Origin of the sequence: Streptomyces sp. NPDC050085, assembly GCF_044460595.1 — a bacterium.
Lineage (GTDB): Bacteria > Actinomycetota > Actinomycetes > Streptomycetales > Streptomycetaceae > Streptomyces.
Map to the genome: position 1 here is coordinate 1,733,291 of NZ_JBITJZ010000001.1, position 25,001 is coordinate 1,758,291.

The 25,001-nt window shown below is 71.5% G+C and carries 17 protein-coding genes and 1 pseudogene; 3 read left to right on the forward strand and 15 right to left on the reverse strand.

Translation table 11 applies throughout. The features are described 5' to 3' along the window. Positions 1–104: 104 nt before the first annotated feature. Positions 105–1,388, forward strand: coding sequence for an MFS transporter (locus ACIBUY_RS07530; protein ID WP_399152066.1), 1,284 nt, complete (start codon positions 105–107; stop codon positions 1,386–1,388). Here ACIBUY_RS07530 and ACIBUY_RS07535 read toward each other — a convergent pair. From ACIBUY_RS07535 to ACIBUY_RS07570, 8 genes are all read right to left on the reverse strand, one after another. Then, complete coding sequence (locus tag ACIBUY_RS07535) at positions 1,364–2,620, reverse strand: MFS transporter (protein WP_365566455.1); 1,257 nt, start codon at positions 2,618–2,620, stop codon at positions 1,364–1,366. The genes ACIBUY_RS07530 and ACIBUY_RS07535 overlap by 25 nt on opposite strands. After that, positions 2,617–3,753: a PLP-dependent cysteine synthase family protein gene (locus ACIBUY_RS07540; protein WP_399152067.1), complete on the reverse strand. Its 1,137-nt coding sequence runs from the start codon at positions 3,751–3,753 to the stop codon at positions 2,617–2,619. The genes ACIBUY_RS07535 and ACIBUY_RS07540 overlap by 4 nt, the downstream gene beginning before the upstream one ends. A 105-nt stretch (positions 3,754–3,858) precedes the next feature. Continuing rightward, complete coding sequence (locus ACIBUY_RS07545; RefSeq protein ID WP_365566457.1) at positions 3,859–4,299, reverse strand: hypothetical protein; 441 nt, start codon at positions 4,297–4,299, stop codon at positions 3,859–3,861. Between the two features lie 36 nt (positions 4,300–4,335). Further along, the gene (locus ACIBUY_RS07550; RefSeq protein WP_365566458.1) at positions 4,336–5,133 is read right to left on the reverse strand and encodes a methyltransferase domain-containing protein; all 798 of its coding nucleotides are present in this window, start codon (positions 5,131–5,133) and stop codon (positions 4,336–4,338) included. Positions 5,134–5,274: 141 nt separating this feature from the next. Then, positions 5,275–5,802, reverse strand: a complete 528-nt coding sequence (locus ACIBUY_RS07555) for a hypothetical protein (RefSeq protein WP_365566459.1) — start codon at positions 5,800–5,802, stop codon at positions 5,275–5,277. Between the two features lie 410 nt (positions 5,803–6,212). Next, on the reverse strand, positions 6,213–7,559 hold the full coding sequence (locus ACIBUY_RS07560) for an MFS transporter (RefSeq protein ID WP_399152068.1): 1,347 nt from the start codon (positions 7,557–7,559) through the stop codon (positions 6,213–6,215). A gap of 130 nt (positions 7,560–7,689) precedes the next feature. Further along, positions 7,690–9,453 (reverse strand): sulfatase-like hydrolase/transferase, encoded by a 1,764-nt coding sequence (locus ACIBUY_RS07565; RefSeq protein ID WP_399152069.1) that lies wholly within the window; start codon positions 9,451–9,453, stop codon positions 7,690–7,692. Further along, positions 9,450–11,045, reverse strand: coding sequence for a sulfatase (locus tag ACIBUY_RS07570; RefSeq protein WP_399152070.1), 1,596 nt, complete (start codon positions 11,043–11,045; stop codon positions 9,450–9,452). Before ACIBUY_RS07570 ends, ACIBUY_RS07565 begins: the two co-directional genes overlap by 4 nt. A 276-nt stretch (positions 11,046–11,321) precedes the next feature. Between ACIBUY_RS07570 and ACIBUY_RS07575 the strand changes: the two genes are divergently transcribed. Then, complete coding sequence (locus ACIBUY_RS07575; protein WP_399152071.1) at positions 11,322–12,314, forward strand: formylglycine-generating enzyme family protein; 993 nt, start codon at positions 11,322–11,324, stop codon at positions 12,312–12,314. A gap of 50 nt (positions 12,315–12,364) precedes the next feature. After that, positions 12,365–12,988, forward strand: coding sequence for a PadR family transcriptional regulator (locus ACIBUY_RS07580; RefSeq protein ID WP_365566464.1), 624 nt, complete (start codon positions 12,365–12,367; stop codon positions 12,986–12,988). Between the two features lie 126 nt (positions 12,989–13,114). Here the strand turns inward: ACIBUY_RS07580 and ACIBUY_RS07585 are convergent, their stop codons facing one another. From ACIBUY_RS07585 to ACIBUY_RS07615, 7 genes and pseudogenes are all read right to left on the reverse strand, one after another. Continuing rightward, entirely contained in the window at positions 13,115–15,304 is a 2,190-nt protein-coding gene (locus ACIBUY_RS07585; protein WP_399152072.1) for a carbohydrate-binding protein, read from the reverse strand. Between the two features lie 50 nt (positions 15,305–15,354). Further along, entirely contained in the window at positions 15,355–17,736 is a 2,382-nt protein-coding gene (locus tag ACIBUY_RS07590; RefSeq protein WP_399152073.1) for a non-reducing end alpha-L-arabinofuranosidase family hydrolase, read from the reverse strand. A 179-nt stretch (positions 17,737–17,915) separates the two neighbouring features. After that, complete coding sequence (locus tag ACIBUY_RS07595) at positions 17,916–19,427, reverse strand: sigma-70 family RNA polymerase sigma factor (protein ID WP_365566467.1); 1,512 nt, start codon at positions 19,425–19,427, stop codon at positions 17,916–17,918. A gap of 551 nt (positions 19,428–19,978) precedes the next feature. Then, a complete protein-coding gene (locus tag ACIBUY_RS07600) occupies positions 19,979–21,463 on the reverse strand; it encodes an amidase (RefSeq protein ID WP_399152074.1) in 1,485 nt (494 codons plus the stop codon). Positions 21,464–21,538: 75 nt separating this feature from the next. Beyond that, positions 21,539–22,201, reverse strand: a pseudogene (locus ACIBUY_RS07605) (alpha/beta hydrolase); the annotation flags it as partial. A 207-nt stretch (positions 22,202–22,408) separates the two neighbouring features. Then, positions 22,409–23,716 (reverse strand): amidohydrolase, encoded by a 1,308-nt coding sequence (locus ACIBUY_RS07610; protein WP_399152075.1) that lies wholly within the window; start codon positions 23,714–23,716, stop codon positions 22,409–22,411. Further along, a complete protein-coding gene (locus ACIBUY_RS07615; RefSeq protein ID WP_365566470.1) occupies positions 23,713–24,963 on the reverse strand; it encodes an MFS transporter in 1,251 nt (416 codons plus the stop codon). The genes ACIBUY_RS07610 and ACIBUY_RS07615 overlap by 4 nt, the downstream gene beginning before the upstream one ends. Positions 24,964–25,001: the final 38 nt, after the last annotated feature.

A 25,001-nucleotide genomic window follows, 5' to 3' on the forward strand; every position in this document is an offset into this window, starting at 1 on the left:
ACGCGAGCGCACATTCGTCATGTGCGCAGATGCGCACATGACGACTACACTCACCGGAACCCGAAGTCGTTCAGGAGCCCCGCCCCGCGCACGGGAGCCGCCGCATGCCCATCACCCGGCCGACCACCCGGCCGACCACCCTGCCGACCGTCCTGCGTCACCGGACGTACCGCCGCCTGTTCACCGCCCAGGTCGTCGCCCTGACCGGCACCGGCCTCGCGACGGTGGCGCTGAGCCTGCTCGCGTACGACCTCGCGGGCGCCCGCGCCGGAGAAGTGCTCGGCACCGCGCTGGCGATCAAGATGGCGGCGTACGTGCTCATCGCCCCCGCCGTCGGCGCGCTCGCCGGCCGGCTGCCGCGCCGCACCCTCATGGTGGGCGCCGATCTGACCCGGGCGGCGGTGGCGCTGTGTCTGCCGTTCGTCGGGCAGATCTGGCAGGTGTACGTGCTGATCTTCCTGTTGCAGTCCGCGTCGGCGGCGTTCACCCCGGCCTTCCAGGCGGTCCTTCCCGACGTGCTGCCCCAAGAGCGCGACTACACGCGGGCGTTGTCGCTGTCCCGTCTCGCCTACGACCTGGAGAGCCTGTTCAGCCCGGCCCTCGCGGGACTGCTGCTGACCGTGATGACGTACGGCTGGCTCTTCACCGGCACGGTGCTCGGCTTCCTCGCCTCGGCCGCGCTCGTGGTGTCCGTCGCTCTGCCCGCGCGAGTGACGGCCGCACCGGTCCGCGCCAGGGCCACGGCGGGCAGCCGCCGCTTCTTCCAAGTTCCGCAGCTGCGCGCGCTGTTGGCGCTGAACGCGGCCGTCGCGGCGGCCGGCGCGATGGTGACCGTGAACTCCGTCGTGTACGTCCGGAGCGTCCTCGGGCTCTCCCCCGGATCGGTGACGGTCGCGCTCGCCGCGTACGGAGGCGGGTCCATGGCCGTCGCGCTGGTACTGCCGCGCGTCCTGGACCACGTACGCGACCGCACGGTGATGCTCGGCGGGGCGCTCCTGATCGTGGTCGTGTTCGCCGGGCTCGGGGTCGACACGGCTGCGCAGAGCGGGAGTTGGCGGCTCCCCGCGCTGCTCGTGGCGTGGGCGGTGTTCGGGGCGGCGTGCTCGATGGTGCTCACGCCGACCGGTCGGCTCATCCGGAGCTCGACTCCCGCCGAGGAGCGGACGGCGGCGTTCGCGGCGCAGTTCTCGCTGTCCCACGCGTGCTGGTTGCTGACGTATCCGCTCGCCGGATGGCTGGGCGGGGCGGCCGGACTCGGCTGGGCCGTGGCCGCCCTCGGGGTCGTCGCGCTGGTCGCGGCGGTGGCGGCGACGCGACTGTGGCCCGCGCGGGAAGCCGGACGCCTCCCGCACGGTCCCGCCCCTCAGCCCACGGGCACGGCGGCCTGACGCGCCGCGGTCCCGGGCTCCAGGTGTCCGCCGCGGTGCAGCCACGTCACGGCCGCGGCGCAGCCGAGCCCGGTCGCCGCCAGCGTCAGCCACGGCAGCCAGGGCACCCCGGTGTCGAACAGCGCGCCCACGGCCAGGTTCCCGGCCGAGATCGCGATCCCCGAGGCGGTGTTGTAGGCGCCGTAGTACGTGGCGACGAGCCGGTCCCCCGACAGGCGCACCACGGTGTCCATCTCGAAGGGGTAGAGCAGCGCCCCGCCCCACGCGAGCAGCGCCGCGCACGCGGTCAGCGCGAGGACGCCGAGCGCCGGGGAGTCGAGGCTCGGCAGCAGCGGCAGGAACGCGGCGCCCATCACCGCGAGCCCGCAGGCGATGGCCCGCGGCCCCGGCATCGTCCGCTTCGCCCACGCCGTGAGCTTCAACTGCCCCGACAGCGCGGCCAGTGCGGACACCGCGAAGATCGCGCCGGTCACCGTTCCCGTACGGTCGCCGAACAGGTCGCGGGCGCGCAGCGGCAGCGCCAGATAGACCTGGAAGGCGAGGACGTACGAACCGGTCATCGCGACGGCGAACAGCACGAAGGGACGGTTCGCGGCGACGGTCCGCCAGTCACGGGCGACGGCCCGCCAGGCCGGCTCACCGCTCCGGTCCCGCGGCGGACGGGCGGGCAGGGCCCGCCACTGCAGCAGGGCGAGCGCCCCGAAGATGACGGCGGCGGCCCCGCACACGGCCCTGAAGTCCCAGGCCAGCAGGGCGAGTCCGGCGAGCGGGCCGACGAGGATGCCTGCCTGGTAGAAGACGTTGAACGTCGCGAACGCCTCGACGCGGCGCTCCTCCCCCGCCTGCGCCGCGAGGTACGCGCGCACGGCCGGGTTGAACAGCGCCCCCGCGAGGCCGGTGGCCGCCGACGCCGCGATCAGTGCGGGCAGCGAGTCGACGAGGCCGAGCAGCGCGAAGGCGACGGTCCGCAGCGCGCAGCCCGCCAGGATCATCGGCTTGCAGCCGTACCGGTCGGCGAGGGTGCCGCCGACGAGGAACATGCCCTGCTGGGAGAGGTTGCGCACGCCGAGCACGAGGCCGACCGTCCACGCGGCGAGGCCGAGGCCGTGGGCGAGGTGGTCGGCGAGGTACGGCATCAGCAGGTAGAAGCCGAGGTTGATGGCGAACTGATTCACCATCAACAGCCGGGCGGGCCGGTCGAAGGACGCGAACTGGGCGCGGAAGTTCCTCATCGGACGGCGCCCTTCACGGTGTCGGCGGGCCGGCCGAGCGGGTCGCGGACCTTGTCGCAGCGGGTCCAGGACGTGAACTCGTACGCGTCCTGCGCGGCGGCCTCGTCCGGCGCGCGGGGCGGCTCGTGCCCCTGGCCGTCGGGCCCGAGCAGGCCCCTCTCCCGGCACCAGGCGTCGTTGTAGACGGTCTCCAGGTAGCGGTGCGGCCCGTCGGGGAAGACCGCGGCGACGCGGGTGCCGGGCGGGTACGTCCGGGCCGCCCACCCCGCGACGAGCGCCACCGCGCCCACGCTCCAGCCCCCGGAGGCGTAGTGCCGGCGGGCGAGTTCGCGGCAGGCCCACACCGCCTCGCCCGGGGCCACCCAGTGCACCTGGTCGAAGGCCCCGTGGGCGACGTTCGCGGGGTGGATGCTGGAGCCGAGCCCGCGCATCAGCCGGGGCCGTGCGGGCTGCCCGAAGATGGCGGAGCCGATGGAATCGACCCCGATCAGCGCCATCCCGGGGAACGTCTCGCGCAGCACCCGGGCCGTGCCCGCCGAGTGCCCACCGGTGCCGACGGCGGCCACCAGGACGTCGATGCGGCCGAGTTGGGCGATCAGCTCGGTGGCCAGGGGCGCGTACGCGGCCGCGTTGTCGGGGTTGTGGTACTGGTCCGGGCAGTACGCGCCCGGGGAGGCGGCCAGCAGTTCGGCGACCCTGTCGCGGCGGGCCCGCTGCCAGCCGCCTTCGGGATGCGGGGCGTCGACGTGCTCGACGCGGGCGCCGTACGCGGTCAGCAGCCGGACCACGGCCGGTTCCATGCCGGGGTCGGACACGACGGTCACCGGATGCCCGTACGTCAGCCCGGCCAGGGCCAGGCCGAGGCCGAGGGTGCCGCTGGAGGACTCGACGACCGGGGCGCCGGGCGCGAGGTCGCCGCGGCGCCGCGCTTCCCGGACCATGTGCAGCCCCGGCCGGTCCTTGATGCCGCCGGGGTTGGCGCCCTCCAGCTTGGCGTGGAAGCCGAGCCCGGACGGGGCGAAGGGTTCGTCGATCCACAACACCGGGGTGTTGCCCACCAGTTGGGCCGGGCGACGGGCGGTGAAGGGGGCCGGGGCGAGCGCTCCGACCGGGTTGAGCAGGGACAGTTCCATGGGGGTACGGCTCCTTCGCGCCCCGGCCCGCGAGAGGGCGCGGAGCGGCGGGTCGATCCTGGTGTGGGGGCACGCGGGCACGCGCGAAGGCGTGCGGGATCGGCCCTATTGGCGCCAGACGCCGAGGAGCGAACGGGCGGCCGCGGGGTGCGCCGCGCGGGGCGGGTCGAGCCCCGGGAGGAGCAGGTGACGGGAGCCGGGGACGGCGGCCGGGGCGACGGGCACCGGCGGCGGTGCGTCGGGCCCGGGCACGGACGGACCGTCGGGTCCTGTCGCGCGGGGCCGGTCGGCCAGGTGCTCGGCGTGCCCGTCACCGCTGGAGTGGTGGTGAGCGGGGAGCGGCCCGGCGACCCGGTGCGGCGACGGCTGCTGCTGCGCCTCGTGCCCGCACGCCGTGACCGTGACGTCCAGATGGCTGCCGGCGGGCGTGGACGCGTGCACCGTACCGGCGAGATGCGCGATGACCAGCACGACGAGACCGATCACGGACGCGAGACGGCCCCACCGCCCGGAGGGGGTGGCGGGGCCGACGCGGAATCCGATCACTGACCCACCGTATGCGATCACTCACGCCGGGTCACATCACCGTGCGGCTGCTCCCTGTCCCTGGCCCTTGCTGAAGACGAGCACCTCGGTGGAGGCGACGCCCATGGGCGCCACGAAGCTGGCCTCGAGGCTGCAGCCGAGTGTCTCGAAGAGGTCCACGCAGGTCCGGCGGGGCATGGCGGCCGGGTAGGAGTCGTGGCCGACGCCGCCCTGCGTCGCCCAGGTGCGCATCGTGGCCGGGTCAAGGCAGGTCTCCGTCATGACGTCGAAGACGATCCGGCCGCCGGGCCGCGTGACGCGCGCCATCTCGAAGAAGTAGCGGGAGGCGCCGAGAAAGGTCAGCGTGTTGAAGACCTTGTGGGCCTGGACGAGATCGATGCTGCCGTCGGGTGTCGCGGCGAGGCTGGCGCCCTCGGTGGGCTGGGCGACCACGCCGAAGGTGTCCACGAGGTAGTCGGCCCAGGGCGCGGCCGTCTCGTAGATCTCGTACCGGTCCGGCGAGCACTCCTTCAGCGTCTTCTCGAGGTACCGCCCGGACCCGGGGCCGATCTCGAGGACCCTGTTCGGCTCGGCGGCGAAGACGCCGATGGCGCGCAGTTCGTCGATGGTGGACCGGGTGGCGCCCGGCGTACCGTTCATCACCTCGTCGATGTAGTCGCCGACCGACAGCCCGGCCGCTCGCGCGGCGCGCATCGTGGCCTCGAACGGGATGAAGTCGTCCACTCCCCCACGGGAGTTGGTGCTGCGCACGATGTCGAACCCGGCGCGTCCCAGGAGCCGCTTGACCCCCGACTTCCAAACTGACGTCCCTTTGTTGCGGAACGTACGAGACATGTGGAATTCCCCCCTGGCGCGGCGCTCGCGCAGAACCCGCGCTCCGGCATGGACGTAAGGCGTACGGATCGAAGACCGCCGCGCGTCGAACTGCCGTCCCCCGAGCCTGGTCGGACCCGGACTGCGAGAACGGACTCGGACTCAGACGGCGAGCGGCGGCGGAGGAAGCGGAGGCCCGCGCCGAACGACCGTGCCCACGAGGACAGTTCGGGTGGGCGGCGCGCGACCTGGCCCCGGGCTCGCCCGCCACACGGCACCGACGGCGGTCAGGTCCAGCGGGGTACGGACGGGCCCGAGCAGACACCGCAGCAGGGCGCGCAGCACCTCCCACTGCCGGCCGGCGGCGACGAGGACTCCACGCCGCCCGGCGTCGATGCCGTGCAGCAACACGGCGCACAGCACGGTCAGCACGAGATGCGCGACCACGACGGGCCATCCCGCGTGCACGGCCGACGGCCACATCGCGGGCACGGACACCCCGCCGTCCAGCCGCAGGAACCCGTAGCCGACGACGGCCTGACACCCGACGGCCAGCACCAACTGCCGCCCCAGCGGCTTGTCGTGGCCCGCGCCCGGCAGCGCGGCGCCGAACAACACGAGCGCGGCGAGCGCCCGCGATCCCCACGAGGGGCTGGAGCCGAACGCCAGATGGTGGACGGTGACGGACACGGACGTCCCGAGGACGGAGAACAGCCCCGCACGAGCAGCCGCGACCGGCACCGGCCGCGGCAACCCCCTGCGCCGGCACAAACGGGACGCACGCCTCGTTCCCCCCATGACCCCACCATGATGGGGCGTATGCCGCCCGATGTCACCACCGCCGGGTGGGGGCGGGCACCATCTCCGGCTCCTCGTGGAAGTCCAGGTCGACGCCCGCCGCCGTGGGAGACCTCCGCGACAGGGGTCCTCGGCGCAGCGCGCGCCGGCCACGGCGGGCCCGGGGGTAGACGGGCCATCCGGCCACCCGGCGTACGGCGAGGTCGACCGAGCGCTCCGGCCCGGCCGGAGGTGCGTACGGGACAGGCCGCGGACAACGGGCGCGGACCTGTGCCCGGACGGACTCCACCGAGCGGGCCGGTCTATCCGGCGAGAGCCGCCTGCCGCCGGTCCTCCAGGGCGCTCTGGACGCGGGCCACGTCCGTGGCATAGGTGCGGTGGAGGAGCGTGAGGAAGATGCCGTTGACGAGCACGAGGACGACAAGCACCCACAGGAACACCGGGCGCAGCCCGAAGACGTCGCCGAGGAAACCGGCGCCGAGGCTGAACGCGGCGATGGCGACGGCCTCGAAGAGGCTGAGGTAGATGGCGAAGGCCGCGCCACGGAGTTCGGGAAGGGTCACAGCCATGATCATGGGCCGGTTGACGACCGGGTTGATGCCCTGAGCGAGGCCCATGAGGGCGAAGAAGACGGCGAAGACACCGATGCCGCCCCAGTCGCATTGGGTGCCGAAGAAGGCCATGGTCGCGAAGGCGAGCTGAGCGGCCTGGAGAACGACCACGAGACCGTGGCGCGGGTTGCGGCGGACGGCCCAGTCGGCGAGGAAGCCGCCGAGCACGGTGCCGGTGAAGAAGCCGATGCCCATGGGGAAGAGGACGACGGAGGCGACCTGGGTACTGAATCCGTAGACGTCCACCAGGAAGATCACGCCGAACGACGCGGCGAGGAGCTGCCCGGACAGGAGCCGGGAGACGAGCAGGATCACCAGGCTCGGGATCCGGAAGAGAGCGGTCACCTGGTGGAGGGTGACCTTGGAGTGGGCCTCGCGTGTCGTGCGGTCGAGGCCGGCGAGCTGCTGCTCGGACGCGCCCCGGCCCGGGTCGCGCATCCAGAGCAACAGGGCGAGCCCGAAGAGGACGTTGACCGTACCGATGGCCCACAGGCCCCAGCGCCAGCCGTCGTCGAACCCGGCGAGCTGACCCTTCAGGGTGGCGAAGAGGGAGGCGGCGAGGTTGATGACGCCGTACAGCATGCCGACGGCGCGGCCCCGGGACTCGTGGTCGAAGAGGTCGCCCAGGATCTCGGTGGTGAGCGGTCCGGAAGCGGCGTACCCGGCGGCGAGGACGGTGATCAGGACGACGAGTTGGGCGAAGTTCTGGGCGAAGCCGGCTGCTATCCCCCACACTCCCCAGAATCCGGTGGCCAGGACGAGGACGCCCTTGCGGGACCAGCGTTGAGCGACCCACACCCAGAACGGTCCCGCGAACACGCCGACGATCCGGCCCGCGGCGGTCAGGACGCCGAGGGCACCGAGCGAGACCCCGAGCGACTGGCGGATCACCGGGAACAGGCCGCTGATCAGGCTGGCCTCGGTGTTCTCGACGAGCATGGTGCCGCCGAGCAGGGACAGTTGGCGCCAGCGGCCCCGCACGGGAGGCGGCTTCACGTCCTTCGTGATGCCGACGGGTTCCTCGGTAAGCTCTGGCACGACGCCACCTCTCGTCTTCGCTTCGTTCTTCGCTGGATGGGTGCGAGGAGAGGAAGGCGGGCCGGTGACGGGGTAGCCGCCCCGTCACCGGCATTCACCTGGCCTCCCAGTGGGTTCCGGCAGCCGGGTCTCAGAGCTCCGCGAGTTCCTCGGCGACCAGGCGCAGCCCGTCGGGCGGGATCCTGCCGCCGGACATCGCGGCGATGTCGATGAGCGGTGTGGGCCCCAGGAACTGCAGGAGTTCGGAGTCGGCGACCCCGGGCAGGTGGCGCTTCAGCACCTCAAGGGCCACCGGGTCGCCGATGAGCGTGGCGAACGGCGTACGCAGGGACAGCCGGCCCTCCGGATAGTCCTCGGCGCGGGGCAGCGGTGTCGCGGCCCGTCGGGCCTGGTCGCGTTGGGCCCGGACGAGGAGGTGCGCGTCGGTCACCGGCCCCTCGGCGGGCAGCCCGAGACGTTCGTACTGGCTCGGCGGGGCCTCGGTGCGCCGCATCAACTCCACGAGCAGGGTGGCGAGTTGCCGTTCCACCGCGTCGTCGACGAGCGGGTGGAGCTGCCCGGGGTCGTTCTCCAGGTCGAACAGCAGGGTGCCGTGGTGGTGCGGGTTGACGAAGGTCCTGCCCGGCATCCGCAGGGTGCGCACCCCCTTGGTGAAGCCGAACGGTTCGGCCAGTTCCACGTCGGCGAGTTCGGCAGGGCTGAACCGCCCCCGCATGTGCGTCGGCATCAACGTGTGTTCCTCCAAAGGTGAGTTGGAGGCGTCGACGGGCGCGCGCATGTAGACGTAGCGGCCGTCGGTGACGTTCACGTGTCCGCCGTGGATGCCGAACAGCCCGGCCTCGCGTACGGAGGTGTCCACGGCGACGGGCAGCGGCACGCCCTGCATGTCGTCCGGTCGCTCGACGCCGAAGTACTCCAGGAGCGTGGGCGCCAGGTCGATGGTCTGCACGAGGGCGTCCCGCCGCTCGCCCGCGCGGCCGGTCCGCGGATCCCAGACGAACAGCGGCAGATGGACCAGCTCGTTGTACCAGGGCTGGACGGACTTGCCCCACCAGCCCCGCTCGCCGAGCAGCAGGCCGTGGTCGGTGTTGACGATGAGGAGGGTGTCGTCCCACATCCCGTACTCGTCCATGGCGTCGAGGACCCGGCCCAGTGAGTGGTCGCACATGGACAGCAGAGCGGCGTACTCGTACCCGGCGTGCGCCACCTGTTCGTCGGTCTCCACCACCTGCTTGTAGTCGGGCCAGTCGAAGTGCGGCCCGGCGTAGGCGTGCGGGTACAGGTCCTTGTACTTCTGGTGGCTGAAGAACGGCTCGTGCGGGTCGAAGGTCTCGATCTGCACGAACCAGCGGTCCTCGGCCCGGTTGGTGCGGAGGAACTCAAGGCCGGCGTCGAAGGTGAGGGTCTGCGGGTGCCGGTCCTCCGTCGCCATGTGCGCGCGGTTCACCCAGTCCTGCCGGTACGCGACCGAGCGCATCCGCTTCAGGTCCTCGGGCATCTCCGGATCGGCGACCTGTCCCTTCCACGGGTCGCCCTCCTGGCCGCGGAAGAACTCCCAGGAGTTGTAGCGGCCGTGGTAGGTGGCGCCGCCGTCCTCCCAGTAGTGCGGGTGGTCGCTGGCCAGGTGCGTGTACACGCCGTTCTGCTTGAGCAGTTCGGGCATCGAGTCGTCGAACGGTTCGAGCGGGCCCCAGCTGCGGTGCAGGAAGTTGTGGCGTCCCGTGTGCAGTTCACGGCGGGCCGGCATGCAGGGCATCGACCCCGCGTACGCGTTGTCGAAGGTGACGGCCTTCTCCGCGAGCCGCGCGAAGTTCGGGGCGTGCGTCCAGTCGGCGCCGTACGGCGGCAGCATGCGCCGGTTGAGACTGTCGAACATCACCATGATGGCCCTCACCGGACCGCCTCCTCTTCGTTCGTCTGCCGCGCGGCACGTTCCTGGAAGATCTCCATCCACCGCCCGAAGACGTCCGCGGAGCGCGGTGGTGCCGTCGCGTGCCAGGGGACCGGCACCGCCGCCCGGGGCGTGTTCAGCCGCTGTTCCAGGTCCTTGGCCAGGTGGGCGCGTCCGGTGTCGCGCAGGTGCTGGGCGTAGCGGGTGGGGTCCGCGTAATAGACGGGCCCGGCCTGGAGGTTGCTCTGCATCGGGTCGGGCAGACAGCCGGGCCGGCCGGCGTGCTCGTGCCACCACTCGGCCAGCCGGGAGCGCATCGTGGCGGCGAGAGCGGGCTCCGCGTCGAGGAGGTCGCGGGTCAGGTACGGGTCGTCGGTGACGTCGTAGAGCTGCTCCCACTCCGTCTTGAAGCTGCCCGGGTGGTAGGTGCGGATGTAGAGGTGGTCGCGGGTACGGACGGCCCGTTGGTAGGTGTGCGCGCCGTGGCCGAGGACCAGGTACGGGCGCGAGCCGGTCTCCTCGCCGCGCACCGCGTCCGCGAAGGAGGCGCCCTGCCATCCCTCGGGTACGTCGAGGCCGAGCAGGTCGCACAGGGTGGGCGCCAGGTCGATGTTGTAGAGCAGGGCGTCGTTGCGGCGGGCCTCGTCCGGGAGGGTGTCGGTGAGTCCGGGCCAGTACACGACGAGGGGGATCCGCTGGACGGACTCGGTGGCCAGTCCGTGTTCCGCGTACATGCCGTGCTCGCCGAACGCCTCGCCGTGGTCGGCACTGACGACGATCGCCGTGTCGTCCGCGATGCCCAACTCCTCCAGGGCGGCGAGGAGTTGACCGAAGTGGTGGTCCCAGTAGGCGACGGCGCCGTCGAAGCCGTTGATCAGGTGCTCGAAGTCGGCGCGGGAGCGGATCGCGTCGGGCATGTTGTGCGGCACGGGCGAGGCGCCGCCGCCGCCCGTGAGCGAGTAGTGCAGGTCCAGGGCGCTGCGCGGGCCGTATATCTCGGCGTGCTCCTGGATCGTCTGCTCGTCCGGCCAGGACCGTACGGGGCCCGAGGCCGCCATGCGGTCGGTCCATTCGGCGGGCTGGGTGTAGTCGGTGTGCGGGTCCCAGTAGGTGAGGTGGAGGTACCAGTCGTCGTCCTCGGCGTGCCGGCGGATCCAGTCGAGGGCGGCGCGGTTGACGTCGGCGGCGTCCTCGTCGCCCCAGTTCCCCGTGGCGCGGACGGACTCGCGGAAGTTGCCGTGGAACCAGTACGCGCGGTGGCGCTCGGCGAAGACGGAGACGGCCGCGGTGTAGTAGCCGTCGAGCTGGAGGCGCTGGCCGAGGAGCGGCCGGTCGGGCTCGGGCCCGTGCCCGGAGTCGAGCCGGAACTGCGCGTCGGCGCCGTAGTGGCCGATCACCCCGTTGGTGATCCCGAACTGGCCGCTGGTCAGGGCCGTCCGGGACGGCAGGCAGGGCGAGTCGGAGCAGTAGTAGCGGTCGAAGACGACCGACTTGTCGGCGAGCTTCTGAAGGTGGGGCGTGGTGGGCCGGTGGTAGCCGTACGGGGTCGTGTGGTCGGCCCGCAGGGTGTCGACGTCCACATAGATGATGCGCAAGGAGAACTCCGGGGGAAGGCGGGAGCCGCAGACGGCCGGCATCCATCGAGCGCTCCGACGCATATGTGCGTCAGCAGCTATACATCTCAGGTTTCAGGGACGTTGCCGACAGTGTCAAGACGTCGCACCACAGTTCTCATACTTGCAATACCTCAGCATCAGTTCGCCGCCTGCGACCGCCGACGCCCAGCCTTCCACTCTCTGACGCTTGTCAGGTTCATAAGTTCTGGCGTACATATGGAGTGGAGTGCACACGGCGACGAGGAGTGGCCCATCATGGACGATTGCTGCGCCCCGGGCCGCCCGGCCGGGCACGAGCGCACGGCGCTCCTGCCGGTGCCGTCCGTGCCGGCCCCGGTCCACGCACACCCCGCCGGGCGGCCGGAGCTCGTGGACCTTCCCGGCGGGGAGTTCCTCATGGGCGACTCCTTCGGTGAGGGCTACCCCTCGGACGGGGAACAGCCCGTGCACCGCGTGGAGCTCTCCCCCTTCGCCATCGCCGCCACCGCGGTCACCAACGCCCAGTTCGCCGCCTTCGCCGCCGCGACCGGCCATCGCACGGACGCCGAGCGCTACGGCTCGTCCGCGGTCTTCCACCTCGCGCTGCGCGCCCGCGCCCGGGACGTCCTGGGGCGCGCTCCCCGCACCCCCTGGTGGCTCGACGTCGCCGGCGCCGACTGGGCCCACCCCGCGGGACCGCTCTCCCACTGGGAGGAGATCCCGGACCACCCGGTCGTGCACGTGTCCTGGGACGACGCGCTCGCCTACTGCCGGTGGAGCGGCGCCCGCCTGCCCACCGAGGCCGAATGGGAGTACGCGGCCCGGGGCGGGCACCGCGGCCGACGCTATCCCTGGGACGACGCGCTCACCCCCGACGGCGAGGACCGGTGCAACATCTGGCACGGCACCTTTCCCACCCACAACACCCTGAGCGACGGCCACCTCACCACCGCGCCCGTGCGCTCCTACCCGCCCAACGACCACGGCCTGTACGAGACGGCCGGCAACGTGTGGGAATGGTGCGCCGACTGGTTCTCCCCGGCCTACTACCGCCGCTCGCCCCGCCACGACCCGCTCGGTCCGCGCACCGGCACCGCCCGCGTCACCCGCGGCGGCTCGTACCTCTGCCACGACAGCTACTGCAACCGCTACCGGCTCGCCGCCCGCTCCGCCAACACCCCCGAGTCCTCCGCCGGCAACTGCGGCTTCCGCATCGCCCGCGACCTCACCCAGGACGCCAGGACCCGCCCGGCGGATGAGCTACGGTGAGCCGCTCTTCGCCCCGCCCGCCCCGCGCCCCGCTTCGTTGAGGAACCGTCATGCGTCTGGAACACGTCCTTCTCGGCCTGCTGGCCCTGCGCCCGTTCTCGGGCTACGACATGCGCAAGTGGATGGACGGCCCGGGCAAGTACATCGGCTACGGCGTGCAGTTGCCCCAGATCTACCGCGTCCTGCCCCGCCTCGTCGCCAACGGCTGGGCGGAGTTCGAGGTCGACCCCCGCGACGGGAAACCCGACGCCAAGATCTACCGGCTCACCGACGCGGGCCGCGACGAACTCCTCACCTGGGCGCGCTCCCCGTACGAACCCTCACCGCGCCCCATGGACCCCGACTTCAAGCTCCGGTTCCTCTTCGCCGGGCAGCTCGGCCCCGACATCACCCGCGACATCCTGCGCACCGAACTCGACTACCGGCTCGCCCAGCTCCGCGAACCCGGCTGGATGGACTTCACCACCGTCGGCCTCGATCCGGTCCCCGAGATCGACCTGCCGTGGGCCCGCACCGTCCAGCTCGCGGCCCACGAGTTCGGCTACAGCAACACCGCCGCCTACATCGCCTGGCTCCAACTCACCCTCGCCAAAACGGAGATGGCCGCGGGCCGACCCCCCGGCGACACGCCCTACCGCGGCGGCGCAACCACTACCGACGCACCCGAACAGTAGGCGGAGCGAGCGGCTGCCCAATGGCTCCGAGTCCATCCGCCCGCGGCCCGGCACAGCGCCACCGCCGGCCGGAGCGGCGGTGGCGCTGTCACAGGTGACGCGCAGGGAACAGGCGACGCACAGGGATCAGGACGGATCGCCGTACTGGAGGCCGCGGCCGTTGGTGCCGACGTAGACACGGCCGTACGTGTCGGGGTCGCCGGTGACGACGCCCTGGCTGCCGATGGCGCCCCACTGGTGGGCGTCGTCGTTGACGCGGGCCCAGGTGGCGCCCTTGTCGGTGGAGCGGAAGACACCGGTGACGCCCTTGACCGTGCCGATCAGGTACAGCGTCTGGTACGAGGCGCGCGGCGCGGCCTTGCCGAAGCCGACCGCCGAGGCGGACGTCACCGAGGTGAGCCGGGTGAACGTGCGGCCACCGTCCGTGGAGTGGAGCAGGCCCTTGCCGCCGCCCGTGATCCACAGGTCGCCGGCCCGGCCCGGGAGGGCCTTGAGGCGGCCGTCGGCGGGCAGGCCGGTCCCGCGAGCCGTGAAGGTCGCGCCGCCGTCGGTGCTGGCGTAGAGGGTGCCGCCGGTCAGGGAGTAGAAGGTGCGGGCCGAGGAACGGTCGGCGACGACCTCTGCCCCCGTGCCGAGCCCCCGCACCTTCGTCCAGGTCGCTCCCTTGTCCGTCGAGCGGTACGGGGACTGCCCGGCCTGGGTCCACACCAGGGTGGAGCCGTCCGCCGCGAGGGCGATACGGCCGCTGTGGGCGCCGGCCACCGGTTCGGCGGCGAAGCCCTTCCAGGTGGCACCGCCGTCGGTGGAGTAGGCGCCGTCCTGCTTGCCGCCCGTACCGACGCGCGCCATCACCGACGGCTTCTTCTCGGCGTAGTCGATGTCGGTGCTGTTGCTCATCAGCGGGTTCGTCATGCGTCCGGCCGGCACCCGCGTCAGGTCGGTGTGGCGGAATCCGCCCTGGTCGCCCATGGCGGTCAGGACGGCAGCGCCGCCGGGCGGGGCGATGGCGTCGAGGATCGCCGTCTCCTCGAGTCCCTTGGCCCCTACGGTCCAGTGGCTCGTGGCGGCGTCGGCGTCCTGGCTCCGCCAGATCCCGTTGCCGGTGCCGTACAGCACGTGTCCTGAGTCGAACGGGTCGATCGCGAGGGCCGTCATCCAGTGACCGGTGTGGGTGCCGACGTACGGCGCGCCGGAGGCGTTCCGTACGGCCTTGCCGGCGAGGGCCTTCCAGGTCGAACCGCCGTCCGTGGTGCGGTAGATCTCGTCCTCGGGGTACCAGCGGTCCAGCGTCGTGACCATCACCGTGGACGGCTTGCGCGGGTCGACCGCGAGCCCCGAGAAGCCGTAACCGCCCTTCGTGGGGGACACGTCCCGCCAACTGCCGCTGTTCGGGGTGTACTTGTGGACGGACCCGCCGGTGACGCCGTTGGGCCCGAGGTTGTCGGTGTACGTCACATAGAGCGTGCCGTCGCCCGTGACGACACCGTGCTGCGGCAGTTGACCGGTCGGCTGCCCGGCGACCGCCTGCCAGGTGGCACCGCCGTCGGTCGACCGGTACAGGGACCTGGCCTTGTCGGCGACACCGACGTACACGGTGCCGCTGCCCTTCGGCCCGTACGTCACGAACGAGATGCCGGCGCCGCTGCCCGCCCCGTCCTTCACCGGGAAGGACTCGACCTGGCGCCAGGTCGCACCGTGGTCGGTGGACCGCCACAGCCCGTTCTTGCGGGAGCCGAGGAGCAGGTTCGCGTTGTCCGAGGGGTCGACGACGAGGCGTTCGCCTGCGCCGCGGCCGTCCTCGTTGCCGCCGATCTTGAAGGGCAGCTCGGTGCGCTGGAAGGTGCGGCCGCGGTCGGTGGAGCGCAGGATCGCGCCGTTGCCCGCCCAGTCGTTGGTGTACGTGCCCGCGCCGAGGTAGAGCCGGTCGGGGTCGACGGGGTCGGTGGCGAGGGAGTCGATACCGAGCAGGTTCCAGTCCTTCTCGCCGAGCCAGTCGGTCAGCGGGATCCACTTCTTGGCGCCGGTGTCCCAGCGGTACGCGCCGCCCATGTCGGTACGGGCGTACAGCAGACCTCGCTCACGCTGGTTGAAGACGAGGCCAGGGACGTAGCCGCCGCCGACGGTCTGCGCGTTCTTCCATGCGTACGGTGCTGCCGCGGACGTCCGGGCCTTCGCCGCCTCGGAGTCGTCCTGCGTGAGGAGCAGGTACGGCACGGCCGCGGCGGGCACCGCGAGCAGCAGGGCGATGGCGCCCCGGCGGCGACGGTGCAGACCGCGCCGCCGGGAGCCCGTGCGGGTGGGGGGAGGGGTGTTCATGGGGGCTGTGCTCCTTGCGAATAGCTGTCTGTGGCTTTCTGAGAAGCGGCTCAGCGCTGCAGAGTCAGCACACCCGGCCGGTAGGGCAGCGCGTCGTAGGGGGCGTTCGACTTCGGGTCCTTGCCCTGGTAGAGCAGCTGCAGGTGGCACGGGTCGACGGTCATGGTCTGGTCCGGGTTGGAGCGGATCAGGTCGCCGTGGCTGATGTCGTTGGTCCAGGTCGCACCGCTGTTGGCCTTGCCCGCGAAGGGGTTGGACTCGGTGGCGGCCTGCGGGGTCCAGGTGCCGTTCAGGCTGGTCGCCGTGAAGGAGCGGAAGTAGCGGTTCTCGTTCGCGCCCCGCGCCTCGACGATCATCAGGTACTGGTTCTGGCCCTGGACCTTGTAGACCTGCGGTGCCTCGAAGAGGTTCTTGACCGTGTCGCTCATGACCGTCGTGTACGACGAGCCGAAGTTGCCGGGGAAGTTCCCGATCGGCATGGACGCCCGGTAGATCTTGCCGTTGTCACCGGCGAAGAAGAGGTACATGTTCTGGTCGTCGCCGATCAGCGTCTGGTCGATCGGACCGGTGCCGGCGTCGGGCAGCTTGCCGGTGAACAGGGCCTGCGGCGCGGACCAGCCGTTGGGGTTGGTCGGGTCGGCCGAGGTGCGGTAGCTGAAGGGCGAGGCCCCCCACTGGTAGGTGAGGACCCAGATCTTCTTGGGCGCGAAGTAGAAGAGGGTGGGCGCGACCGCGTTCTGGCTCATCTTCGTCTGCGTGGCCTTGCCCATGTCCGACCAGTCGCTGAACGGGGCGAACGCCATCGAGCCGTACGAGGTGCCGGTCGACAGGGACCCGTAGACGAGGTGCTTGCCGTTGTACGTGACGTGGGTGAAGTCCTTCAGCGAGGCCCAGCCGTTGGCCGGCTGCGCGAGGGCGCCGGTCGAGCTCCACTTGTACGTGGACGGCAGCGTGCACGCGCCACCGGCCGACCCGGAGGGGGCGGACCACTTCTGGTTGTCGACGCCGGCACAGGTGTACAGCTGGATCTTGGTGCCGTTGGACGTGCCGGCACCGACCGCGTCGAGGCACTTGCCGGACTGGACGCCGGAGATCGAGCCGTTGGCGTTGACGTTCCACTGCTGGTTCGTGCCGGTGTTGCAGTCCCAGATGACCACCTCGGTGCCGTTCGCCGTGCCCTTCGCCTTCGCGTCCAGGCACTTGTTGCCGAACACCTTCAGCTGCTTGGCGGCGGTGTGCGTCCAGCTCTGGTGGGACTGCCCGTCGCAGTCCTTCAGCTGTACCTGAGTGCCGTTGGCCGTCGAGGAGTCGGGTACGTCGATGCAGCGGCCGGAGGCCGCGCCCTTGATCCGGCCGGTGCCGTCACCCGGGTCGGCCGGGGTCGTACCGGCCCCGGCGCCGAACGCCTTCTTGACGGCGTCGTACGCGGGCTTCGGCTTGCCGGCCGCGTCGAACAGCAGCGGCTTCTCGTCCGCGCGCCACGAGTCGCTGTCGCGGACGCCCCACACCGTGATGCCGGTGCAACGCTTCACGCCGAGGCAGGCGTTGACCGCACTCGTGTAGTGCGCGGGAGACGCCTGGGCGATGTCCAGCTCGGTGATCTGCACGTCGACACCGAGGGCGGCGAAGTTCGCGAGCGTCGTCTGGAAACTGGCCGGCGGGCCGTCCGTCCCGAAGTGGCTCTGGAAGCCGACGCAGTCGATGGGGACACCGCGCGCCTTGAAGTCCTTGACCAGGCGGTACACGCCCTGGGTCTTGGCGGCCGACCAGTCCTCGATGTTGTAGTCGTTGTAGCAGAGCTTCGCGGCCGGGTCGGCCGCGCGGGCGGTGCGGAACGCCTCCTCGATGAAGCCGCTGCCGAGCACCTTCTTGAACACCGAATCGCGCAGCGCGCCACTGGGGCCGTCCTGGAAGGCCTCGTTGACGACGTCCCAGGCGTAGATCTTGCCCTTGTAGCGGCCGATCGTGGTCTTGATGTGGTTGTTCGTGACGCTGCGCAGGGTGTTCGGGTCGCCGATCGCCTTGACCCAGTCCGGCAGCTGGGAGTGCCACACCGTGGTGTGGCCGCGCAGTCGCTGGCCGTGCTCCAGGGCCCGGTTGACGATCTTGTCGGCGGCCGCGAACTGGAAGTTCCCGCGGGACGGCTCCACCGCGTCCCACTTCATCTCGTTCTCCGGGGTGATCATGTTGAACTCCCGGTCGGCGATCGACGTGTACGTCGAGTCGCCCAGCCGCCCTGCGGCTATCGCGGTGCCGAAGTACCGGCCCGACGCGGACGCCTCGTCCTCCAGGCTCGCGGCCCCGGCGGAGTTGGGGAGCAGGGTCACGACTCCGGCCACCAGCGCGCAGCCGGTCAGCCCGATCGTCAACGTCCGGCGGGGCCGGCGGAGCCGGTGCAGGCCCTTGCGGGGTTCGTCGGTGTTTCTGGTCATGGGGAGTGGCCTTCTTCAGGGGATGGATCAGCGGGGACGCCGGTGAAGCGGCACCCTGAAGAGGAGGCTGGGGAAGGTGGGACGGCATAACGAAAAACATGCGCACCCACGCGGTGACGGATCTCGCAGCGGAAAAGCGTAATCCGGGGCCCACTTCTGAAGTCAGCGGATCCCGCTTCTCACGTCAGCGGCGCGCGGACGACGAAAGAGGCCTGGCCGGTGAAGGCCCGCGTGCCGTTGGAGCCGTCGAGGCGGATCGATCCGTCACGGGGCCGCAGGGCGGAGCCCGGGTAGTTGTGCGCGTGCAGGGTCACCGATCCGTCGACCGTCCCGGGGCGCGGGCAGAAGGTGGCGTCCTCCCGGAACAGCCGACTGCCGTCGTCGGCGCTCAGCCGCAGCCGCAGCTCGTAGTGGCGCAGATACCGGCCGTCGGCCGCCCGGAACGTGACACACCGGCTGTCCGCGAGCCCCTTGCTGACGGTGAAGGTGGCCGCAACGCTGCCGAGCGTCGCGAAGTCACCGGCGTACGCGAGGAACCGGCCGGGCCGGTCCACGGATTCGAGGGACCGCAGGCCCAGCGGAACCACGGCCGGACCCGAGGGCGACGGCGATGGCGTGGCCGCTGGAGCCGGGGTGCTCGTACCGGCCGTCGGCGCGGCGACGGCACGGGGCGCCCGGTGCTCCGGTTCGGGCCAGGCGACGTACGTGGCCGTCCCGGTGACGAGCACCGCGCCGGTGGCGAGCGTCGCGATCGGATGGGCGGTCAGCGCGCTGACCTTGCCGAACACGGCGCCGCCGCCCCCGGCCGCCGTACCGGTAGCGCTCGCGGTCGCTGCCGTCGTCGATGCCGTCATCGATGCCGTCGCCACCGCCGAACCCGACAGCAGGCCCTTCGCGATCAGCGCCCCGACGAGTGCCGCCGGTACGGCCAGCGGCGTGAGGCCGGCCAGGAGCAACTCGGCCGGAACCCGCTCGACGGCCGTCGCCGTACATGTCGCGCAGTCACGCGTGTGCCGGGCGATCCGCTTGCGCCACACGGACGTTCGCGCACCGTCCCAGTCGGAGACGGTCGCGCTCAGGCCCGGACAGCGCGGCTGCGCCGCCAGCGCGGCGACGATCGTCCGGCTCAGTTCCAGCTGCTCACGCATGCGGTGCAGGCGGACCCCGGTGTGGGCGACGCTGCTCCCCGTCGCGTCGGCGATGTCCTGGCGGCTGAGCAGCCCGGCGCACTCCTGCCACCACAGCGAAAGCAGCACCCGGTGTTCCGCGTCGAGCCAACGACCGGCTTCGACCGCCTGTCCGCGCTCGTCCGACATGCGCAGCCGCAGGATCGTCATGTCCTCCAGAGGGGCAGCGGCGTCCGGCACCGGGAGCGCCTCGTCGATGAGCGTGGTCCGGTCGGCGAGGGTGCGCTGCCGCTGCCAGTACGTGTTGATCTGCCGGAGCGTGATCGACACCAGCCACGACCGGAAGCTCTCCGGGGCCCGCAGGGCGGGCAGGTCGCGTACCGCGCGCAGCAGCGTCTCCTGGACGACGTCGTCCACGTCGGCATGGCCGCCCAGCGCCCGCCCGACGATGTTGTACAACAACGGCAGATATGCGGACACGAGCTCCTCGCGCGCCCGCTGATCACCGCGCTGCGCCGCGACGACCAGCCACACGTGATCCGCGTCCATGAGCACCGGTCCCATCTCTTCAGGGGAGTGATCCGCCGAGTAAGGCGCCACACCCTAGCCGTGTGGACCCCGACGTCATCCCCCAGGGGGCGACGCTCACGCGACGCGCGGGTCAGTTGCCCTTCTCAGCCGGCTCCAGGATCGCGACGCACTCCGCATGATGCGTCATCGAAATGATGTGAATCAAAAACATGTGCAAGGAAGCCGCAGTTCATCGGTGCACCAGGAACAAAACGGACCCTGGATTGATGTGCGCTGTGGGCATTACGTGCGATCTCTTGACGCACGTTCCAGCCCAGTGCGAACACACCTCCGGCTCACCACGTGAGCAGGTCGGCAAGCGCGGCGTACCCGCGTATCTGGAGAAGGCGCCATGACGTCAGATCGAGCGCGACGACCTGGACGAGCTGATCGCCGACTTGGACCCGCGCAGCGGCCGGGCAGATCCGAGAGCCGTGGTCGTCAAGCAGGCCAAGCTCCCCGGGGCCGCCTCCTCTTCCGGTGCTGGGGCGGCCGCCTGAGCGGCGCTCTGGTCCTGGACAGCGAAGGCCCGGCAAGGCCGACGATCAACCGGCGGCCGACTGTACGAGAGGCGTTGGCAGAGCGGTCGGCCGGTGGTTCGGGGTGTAGGCCCAGGGGTGGAGTTGCTCCAGTGCCTTGCCGATACGGAAGACGGTCGGGTCGTCGTAGGTGTGGCCGACGATCTGGACGCCGGTCGGAAGGCCCCAACTGGAGTGGCCGCTGGGCACGTTGAGGACGGGGCAGCGGTTGCTGATGTTGAAGGGCAGGGTCATCGCCGCCCACAGCGGCTCGCCGTGGTCCTCGCCGTTCACCACCAGGCGGCCCAGGAGGTCGTCTCCAGCGGGCTGTCCCGGGACGGCCGTGGTCGGGCAGATCAGGGCGCCGAAGGGGGCCATCGCCTCGCCCAGTTCGCGCTGCAGCCGGGTCTCGACTCGCAGGCCGTCGAGGTAGGTGACCTGCTCACGGGCGACTGCCATGGTGTCGGCGAAGGCTGCCGCGTACGGCGACATCTGGTCGCGGTGCTGCGCTTCGATCTCCCGGACGAGGGCGCCGAAGATGGTGGAGAAGTGTCCCGCGCCGCTGATGAGGAGGTCGTCCTTGGTCCACGGGAGTTCGATCTCCTCGACGATCGCGCCGGCGTCGGTGAGGGCGCGGGCGACGGCGCGGGTGTTGGCCTCGATCTCCGGGTGGACGTCGTAGGCGCCCAGCCGGAGGCACAAGGCGATGCGCATCCCCGTGACCGCTTCGTACTCGGCCGGCAGGACGAGCTTCGGACGCAGCGACACATGGTCGCGCGGGTCCGGACCGACCAGGACGTTGGCGAAGGTGATGCAGTCGTCCACGGTCCGCGCCATGGGGCCGTCACCGCGGTAGTGGTCGGCGGACAGCGGTGCCACGCCGGGAATCCGGCCGTACGGGGCCTTGTAGCCGACGGTTCCGGTGAAGGCGGCGGGGATACGGGTCGAGCCGCCGATGTCGGACGCGGAGGCGAGCAGTGCGGTACCGGCGGCGAGGGAGGCGCCGGCGCCTCCGGACGAGCCGCCGGGGGTGAACTCGGGGTTCCACGGATTGCGGGTGACACCCCACAGGCGGCTGTGGGTGAAGGTGGCGATGGAGAACTCGGGGGTGGCGGTGCGGGCATGGATGATGCCGCCCGCGTCCAGGATCCGGTCGATCACCGGGGCGTTCTCGCTCGCCGTGTTGCCGACGTTGACGAGGGACCCCTCAGTGAGGGAGCGCCCGGCGATGGCGTGCTTCTCCTTGGTGGCGACCGGGATGCCTTCCAGCGGGCGCGGCGTCAGTCCGCCCTTGCCGAGGAAGCGGTCCTCGGCGTGCCGGGCCTGTTCGAGTGCCTCGTCGAAGAACTGCTCGGTGAAGGCGTTGACGACCGGTTCGGTCTGTTCCGCGCGGTCGATGACCGCGTGCATCAGCTCCACCGGGGAGAGTTCGCGAGCGTCGAAGAGCCGTCGCGCCTCGGTGGCGCTCAGGTAGACGAGATCGAGATCGGTGCTGGAGGCGTTCGAGTTCATTGCGGACGTCCCTTTCGGATGAGGGGAGGGAGAGGGAGGGGGTGGCAGTCGGCCTCGTGGCGGTGGCTGACCGTGTCAGCCGATCAACCGTTTGAGTGCGGTGTTGATCCAGGTCGTCGCCTCCCCTGCGGCAGGGCTGAGGTGGCCCATGCCGTAGAAGCCGTGGACGAGGCCGCCGAACCGCCGGTGTTCGACGCGTACGCCGGACCACCGCAGCGCTTCGGCATACGCGTCCCCCTCGTCGCGCAGCGGGTCGTACTCCGCGGTGGCCACGACGGCCGGAGCGAGCCCGGCCGGATCCTTCGCCCGCAGGGGTGCGACCCGCGGGTCGGCGCCGAATGCGGCGGAGGCGGGATCGGAGCCACTGACGCCGAGGTACTGCTCGAAGAACCAGTGCACTTCCGTGGTGGTGAGGAAGTAGCCTTCGCCGTTCTCGGCCCGCGACGGGTACCCGGCGACCATGTCCGTGCTCGGGTAGACCAGCAGTTGGGCGGCCAGCCGGGTGGGGTCGCCGCCGAACGCGTCCACGTGCCGTGCGATCCAGGTCAGGGAGGAGTACGCGTCGTCGACCGCGGCGGGGAAACGATGCTCGGGCGCGAGCCGGTAGTCGACGCTGACCACGACGGCGTCGATGTCGCGGCACAGGGTCCGCGCATGCACGTCGTGTGTGTCGAGGTCGCCGGCCACCCAGCCGCCGCCGTGCAGGTACACCACCGTCGGCACGGGCGTCGCGGTGTGCGGCCGGAAGACGCGGGCCGGGAGGAACCGGCCACCACGGTGGAGGCCACCTCCGCGACCTCGGGCCTGGTGGCCGGGTCGCGCCGGCCGACGGTCAGCGCCCGCAGCCGGGCTCTGGCTCGTGCCGCGTCGCTCTCCCCTCCCCCGGAGGCGTCGAGTTGCTGGAGGCTTCGCAGGAAGGCGGCGATGTCCGGGTCCAGGGGCATGTCACTGCTCCTGCCGGTCGCGGGGGCCGTCGCCCTCGGCACACAGCCAGTGCGCTGCCGCCGCGAGCAGCGCCGTCACGCCGGTGCGGATCGTGGGTTCGGGTACGAGGGCGAAGTGCGGGGAGTGGTTGGCGGGAATCGTGTCGGGCAGGCCGTCCGTCAGCAGGGTGTCGGGGTCGATGTGCTGGAAGAGGGCCGGGTCGGCGCCGCCGAAGTGCCAGAAGACCGAGGGGACTTCGAGGGCCGTGCCGAAGGTGCCGAAGTCCTCGCTGCCGGTGAGGGGTTCGGGCAGGGTGAACACCCGTTCCCTGCCCAGGACTTCGGCGATCGCGTCCAGTACCGCCCCGGTGGCCGCGGCGTCGTTGACGGTGACCGGGAAGGAGTTGAATCCGGTGATCTCGGGTTCCTTGGGTGCACCGGAGGCGGCGGCCTCGGCGCGGACGATCCGTTCGACGGCTGCCAGGACCCGGTCCCGTACCGCGGGCGTCGTGGAGCGGATGTTGATCCGCAGGTCGGCGGTGTCGGGGATGATGTTCTCCTTGGTGCCCGCGTGCAGCGAACCGACGGTCACCACGGCGGTCTGCGTCGCCCCCACCTCCCGGGAGACGACCGTCTGCAGCCGCATGACGACCGCGGCGGCCATGACGATCGGATCGACGGTGGTCTCGGGCGTGGAGCCGTGTCCGCCGCGGCCGTGCAGGCGCACCCGCAGGCTGTCGGAGGCGGCCATCACCGGCCCGGGGCGGGTACCGACGAGACCGACGGGGGCCGGGGACACGTGCTGGCCGAGGCAGACGTCGGCGCGCGGGAACCGCTCCAGGAAGCCGTCCTCGATCATGGCCGGTGCCCCGCCGACCTCCTCGGCCGGCTGGAACACGGCGACGACCGTGCCGCGCCATTGCGCACTGGAGACGGCGAGTTGGGCGGTCGCGCCGAGCAGACAGGTGACGTGCATGTCGTGGCCGCAGGCGTGCATGACGGGAACTTTGTTGCCCTCGCCGTCGACGGCCGTCTCCTGGGAGGCGTACGGCAGTCCCGTCCGCTCCTTGACCGGGAGCCCGTCCATGTCGGCGCGGAGCAGGACCACGGGGCCCTCGCCGTTGGCCAGGACCCCGACAACGCCGGTGCCGCCGACGCCCTCGGTGACCTCCCAGCCCTGCTTGCGCAGCCGCTCGGCGACGACTCCCGCCGTACGGAACTCCTGGAAGGACAGCTCGGGATGGGCGTGCAGGTCCTCGTAGAGAGCGCGCAGGCCGGGCAGTCGGTCCGGGAAGCCGGACAGCAGGCGCGTGACGGAGGCCGTGGTCATGAGTGCTCCTTTGCAGAGGTGGGCAGGTCGGACGCGCCGGTGGCAGCCCGGAAGGAGACGGCGTCCTGCGGGGTGAGGAGTGCCATCACGAGTGCGATGGCCGCGCCGAGCACCAGGGAGGCGAAGGCCACCTTGAAGGAGAAGGCGTCGGCGAGCGCGCCGATGACGGGCGGGGCGACCATGCCGGCCACTTGGCCGCCGAAGACGATCGCCCCGCTGCCCACGCCGACGTCCTCGGGCGCGAGGCCGCCCAGCGGCACGGCGAGGATCGGCATGTAGCAGAGGGAGACGGCGGTCGTGGCGAGCGTGCCGAAGACGACGAAACCGGTGAGCGTCGGCGCGAAGGCCATGAAGAGCAGCGTGACGGCAGCCACCGTCATGCCGGGCACGATCACCCTGCGGTGGTGGCCGCCAAGACGGTCCGCGAGCCGGCCCCCGACGACGATCGCGCCGGTCGCGGCGAGGCCGGGGATCGCCACGAGGGCCCCGGCCGAGGTGAGGGAGACGCCGTACTCTTCGCTGACGTAGGAGGGGATCCAGGTGGTGAGACCCCAGACGATCAAGCTGTAGCCGAACATCATGGCGCTGAAGCGCCAGATCACGCCCTTGCGCAGGACACCCCCCGCGCGCCGCCGGGGGACGCGGGTCTCCGGCTCCACGAGCGGCAGCGGAGCGGGGAGCCACACCCGTATCGCCACCAGGACGAAGACGCCGAGGGCCGCCGTCGAGAAGAACGCCGAGCGCCAGCCGAAAGCGGCGATCAGGGGCGCGACGAGGAGCGGGGTGAGGACCCCGGCGAGGGCGTTCGAGCTCATGATCAGGCCGTTGGCGCCCATCCGCTCGGCCGGCGTGGTCCGCTCGACGAGGACCTTCATCGAGGAGGGCGGGAAGATGCCTTCGGCGGCGCCGAACGCGAACCGCATGAGCAGCAGAACGGCGAACGACCAGGCGAAGCCGGTCAGTGCGGTGAACACGGACCAGGACAGCAGCGCCCAGAGCACGACCCGCTGGGCGCCGTGCCGGTCGGCGAGCAGCCCGCCGGGTATCTGGCACAGGGCGTAGGCGAGGAAGAACGCCGAGACGACCAGGCCCTGCTGCCCGCGGCCCACGTCGAACTCGTCGCCGATGGAGGGCAGGGCCAGGTTGATGACGAGCCGGTCGGCGTAGTCGACCAGCCAGGCGGTGAACAGCAGGACAATCGTGATCCGGACGGTTCTCCGGGTGTACTTCGAGGGCGGAGCAGACACGCGGCACTCCTTCGGCTCCGGGTGACCGGGGCTGGGCA

Bases quoted from the DNA above. Each gene is read 5' to 3' on its own strand.
- ACIBUY_RS07530 (WP_399152066.1), top strand. From the start codon at position 105: ATGCCCATCACCCGGCCGACCACCCGGCCGACCACCCTGCCGACCGTC.
- ACIBUY_RS07535 (WP_365566455.1), bottom strand. From the start codon at position 2,620: ATGAGGAACTTCCGCGCCCAGTTCGCGTCCTTCGACCGGCCCGCCCGG.
- ACIBUY_RS07540 (WP_399152067.1), bottom strand. From the start codon at position 3,753: ATGGAACTGTCCCTGCTCAACCCGGTCGGAGCGCTCGCCCCGGCCCCC.
- ACIBUY_RS07550 (WP_365566458.1), bottom strand. From the start codon at position 5,133: ATGTCTCGTACGTTCCGCAACAAAGGGACGTCAGTTTGGAAGTCGGGG.
- ACIBUY_RS07575 (WP_399152071.1), top strand. From the start codon at position 11,322: ATGGACGATTGCTGCGCCCCGGGCCGCCCGGCCGGGCACGAGCGCACG.
- ACIBUY_RS07580 (WP_365566464.1), top strand. From the start codon at position 12,365: ATGCGTCTGGAACACGTCCTTCTCGGCCTGCTGGCCCTGCGCCCGTTC.
- ACIBUY_RS07585 (WP_399152072.1), bottom strand. From the start codon at position 15,304: ATGAACACCCCTCCCCCCACCCGCACGGGCTCCCGGCGGCGCGGTCTG.
- ACIBUY_RS07590 (WP_399152073.1), bottom strand. From the start codon at position 17,736: ATGACCAGAAACACCGACGAACCCCGCAAGGGCCTGCACCGGCTCCGC.
- ACIBUY_RS07595 (WP_365566467.1), bottom strand. From the start codon at position 19,427: ATGGGACCGGTGCTCATGGACGCGGATCACGTGTGGCTGGTCGTCGCG.
- ACIBUY_RS07600 (WP_399152074.1), bottom strand. From the start codon at position 21,463: ATGAACTCGAACGCCTCCAGCACCGATCTCGATCTCGTCTACCTGAGC.
- ACIBUY_RS07610 (WP_399152075.1), bottom strand. From the start codon at position 23,716: ATGACCACGGCCTCCGTCACGCGCCTGCTGTCCGGCTTCCCGGACCGA.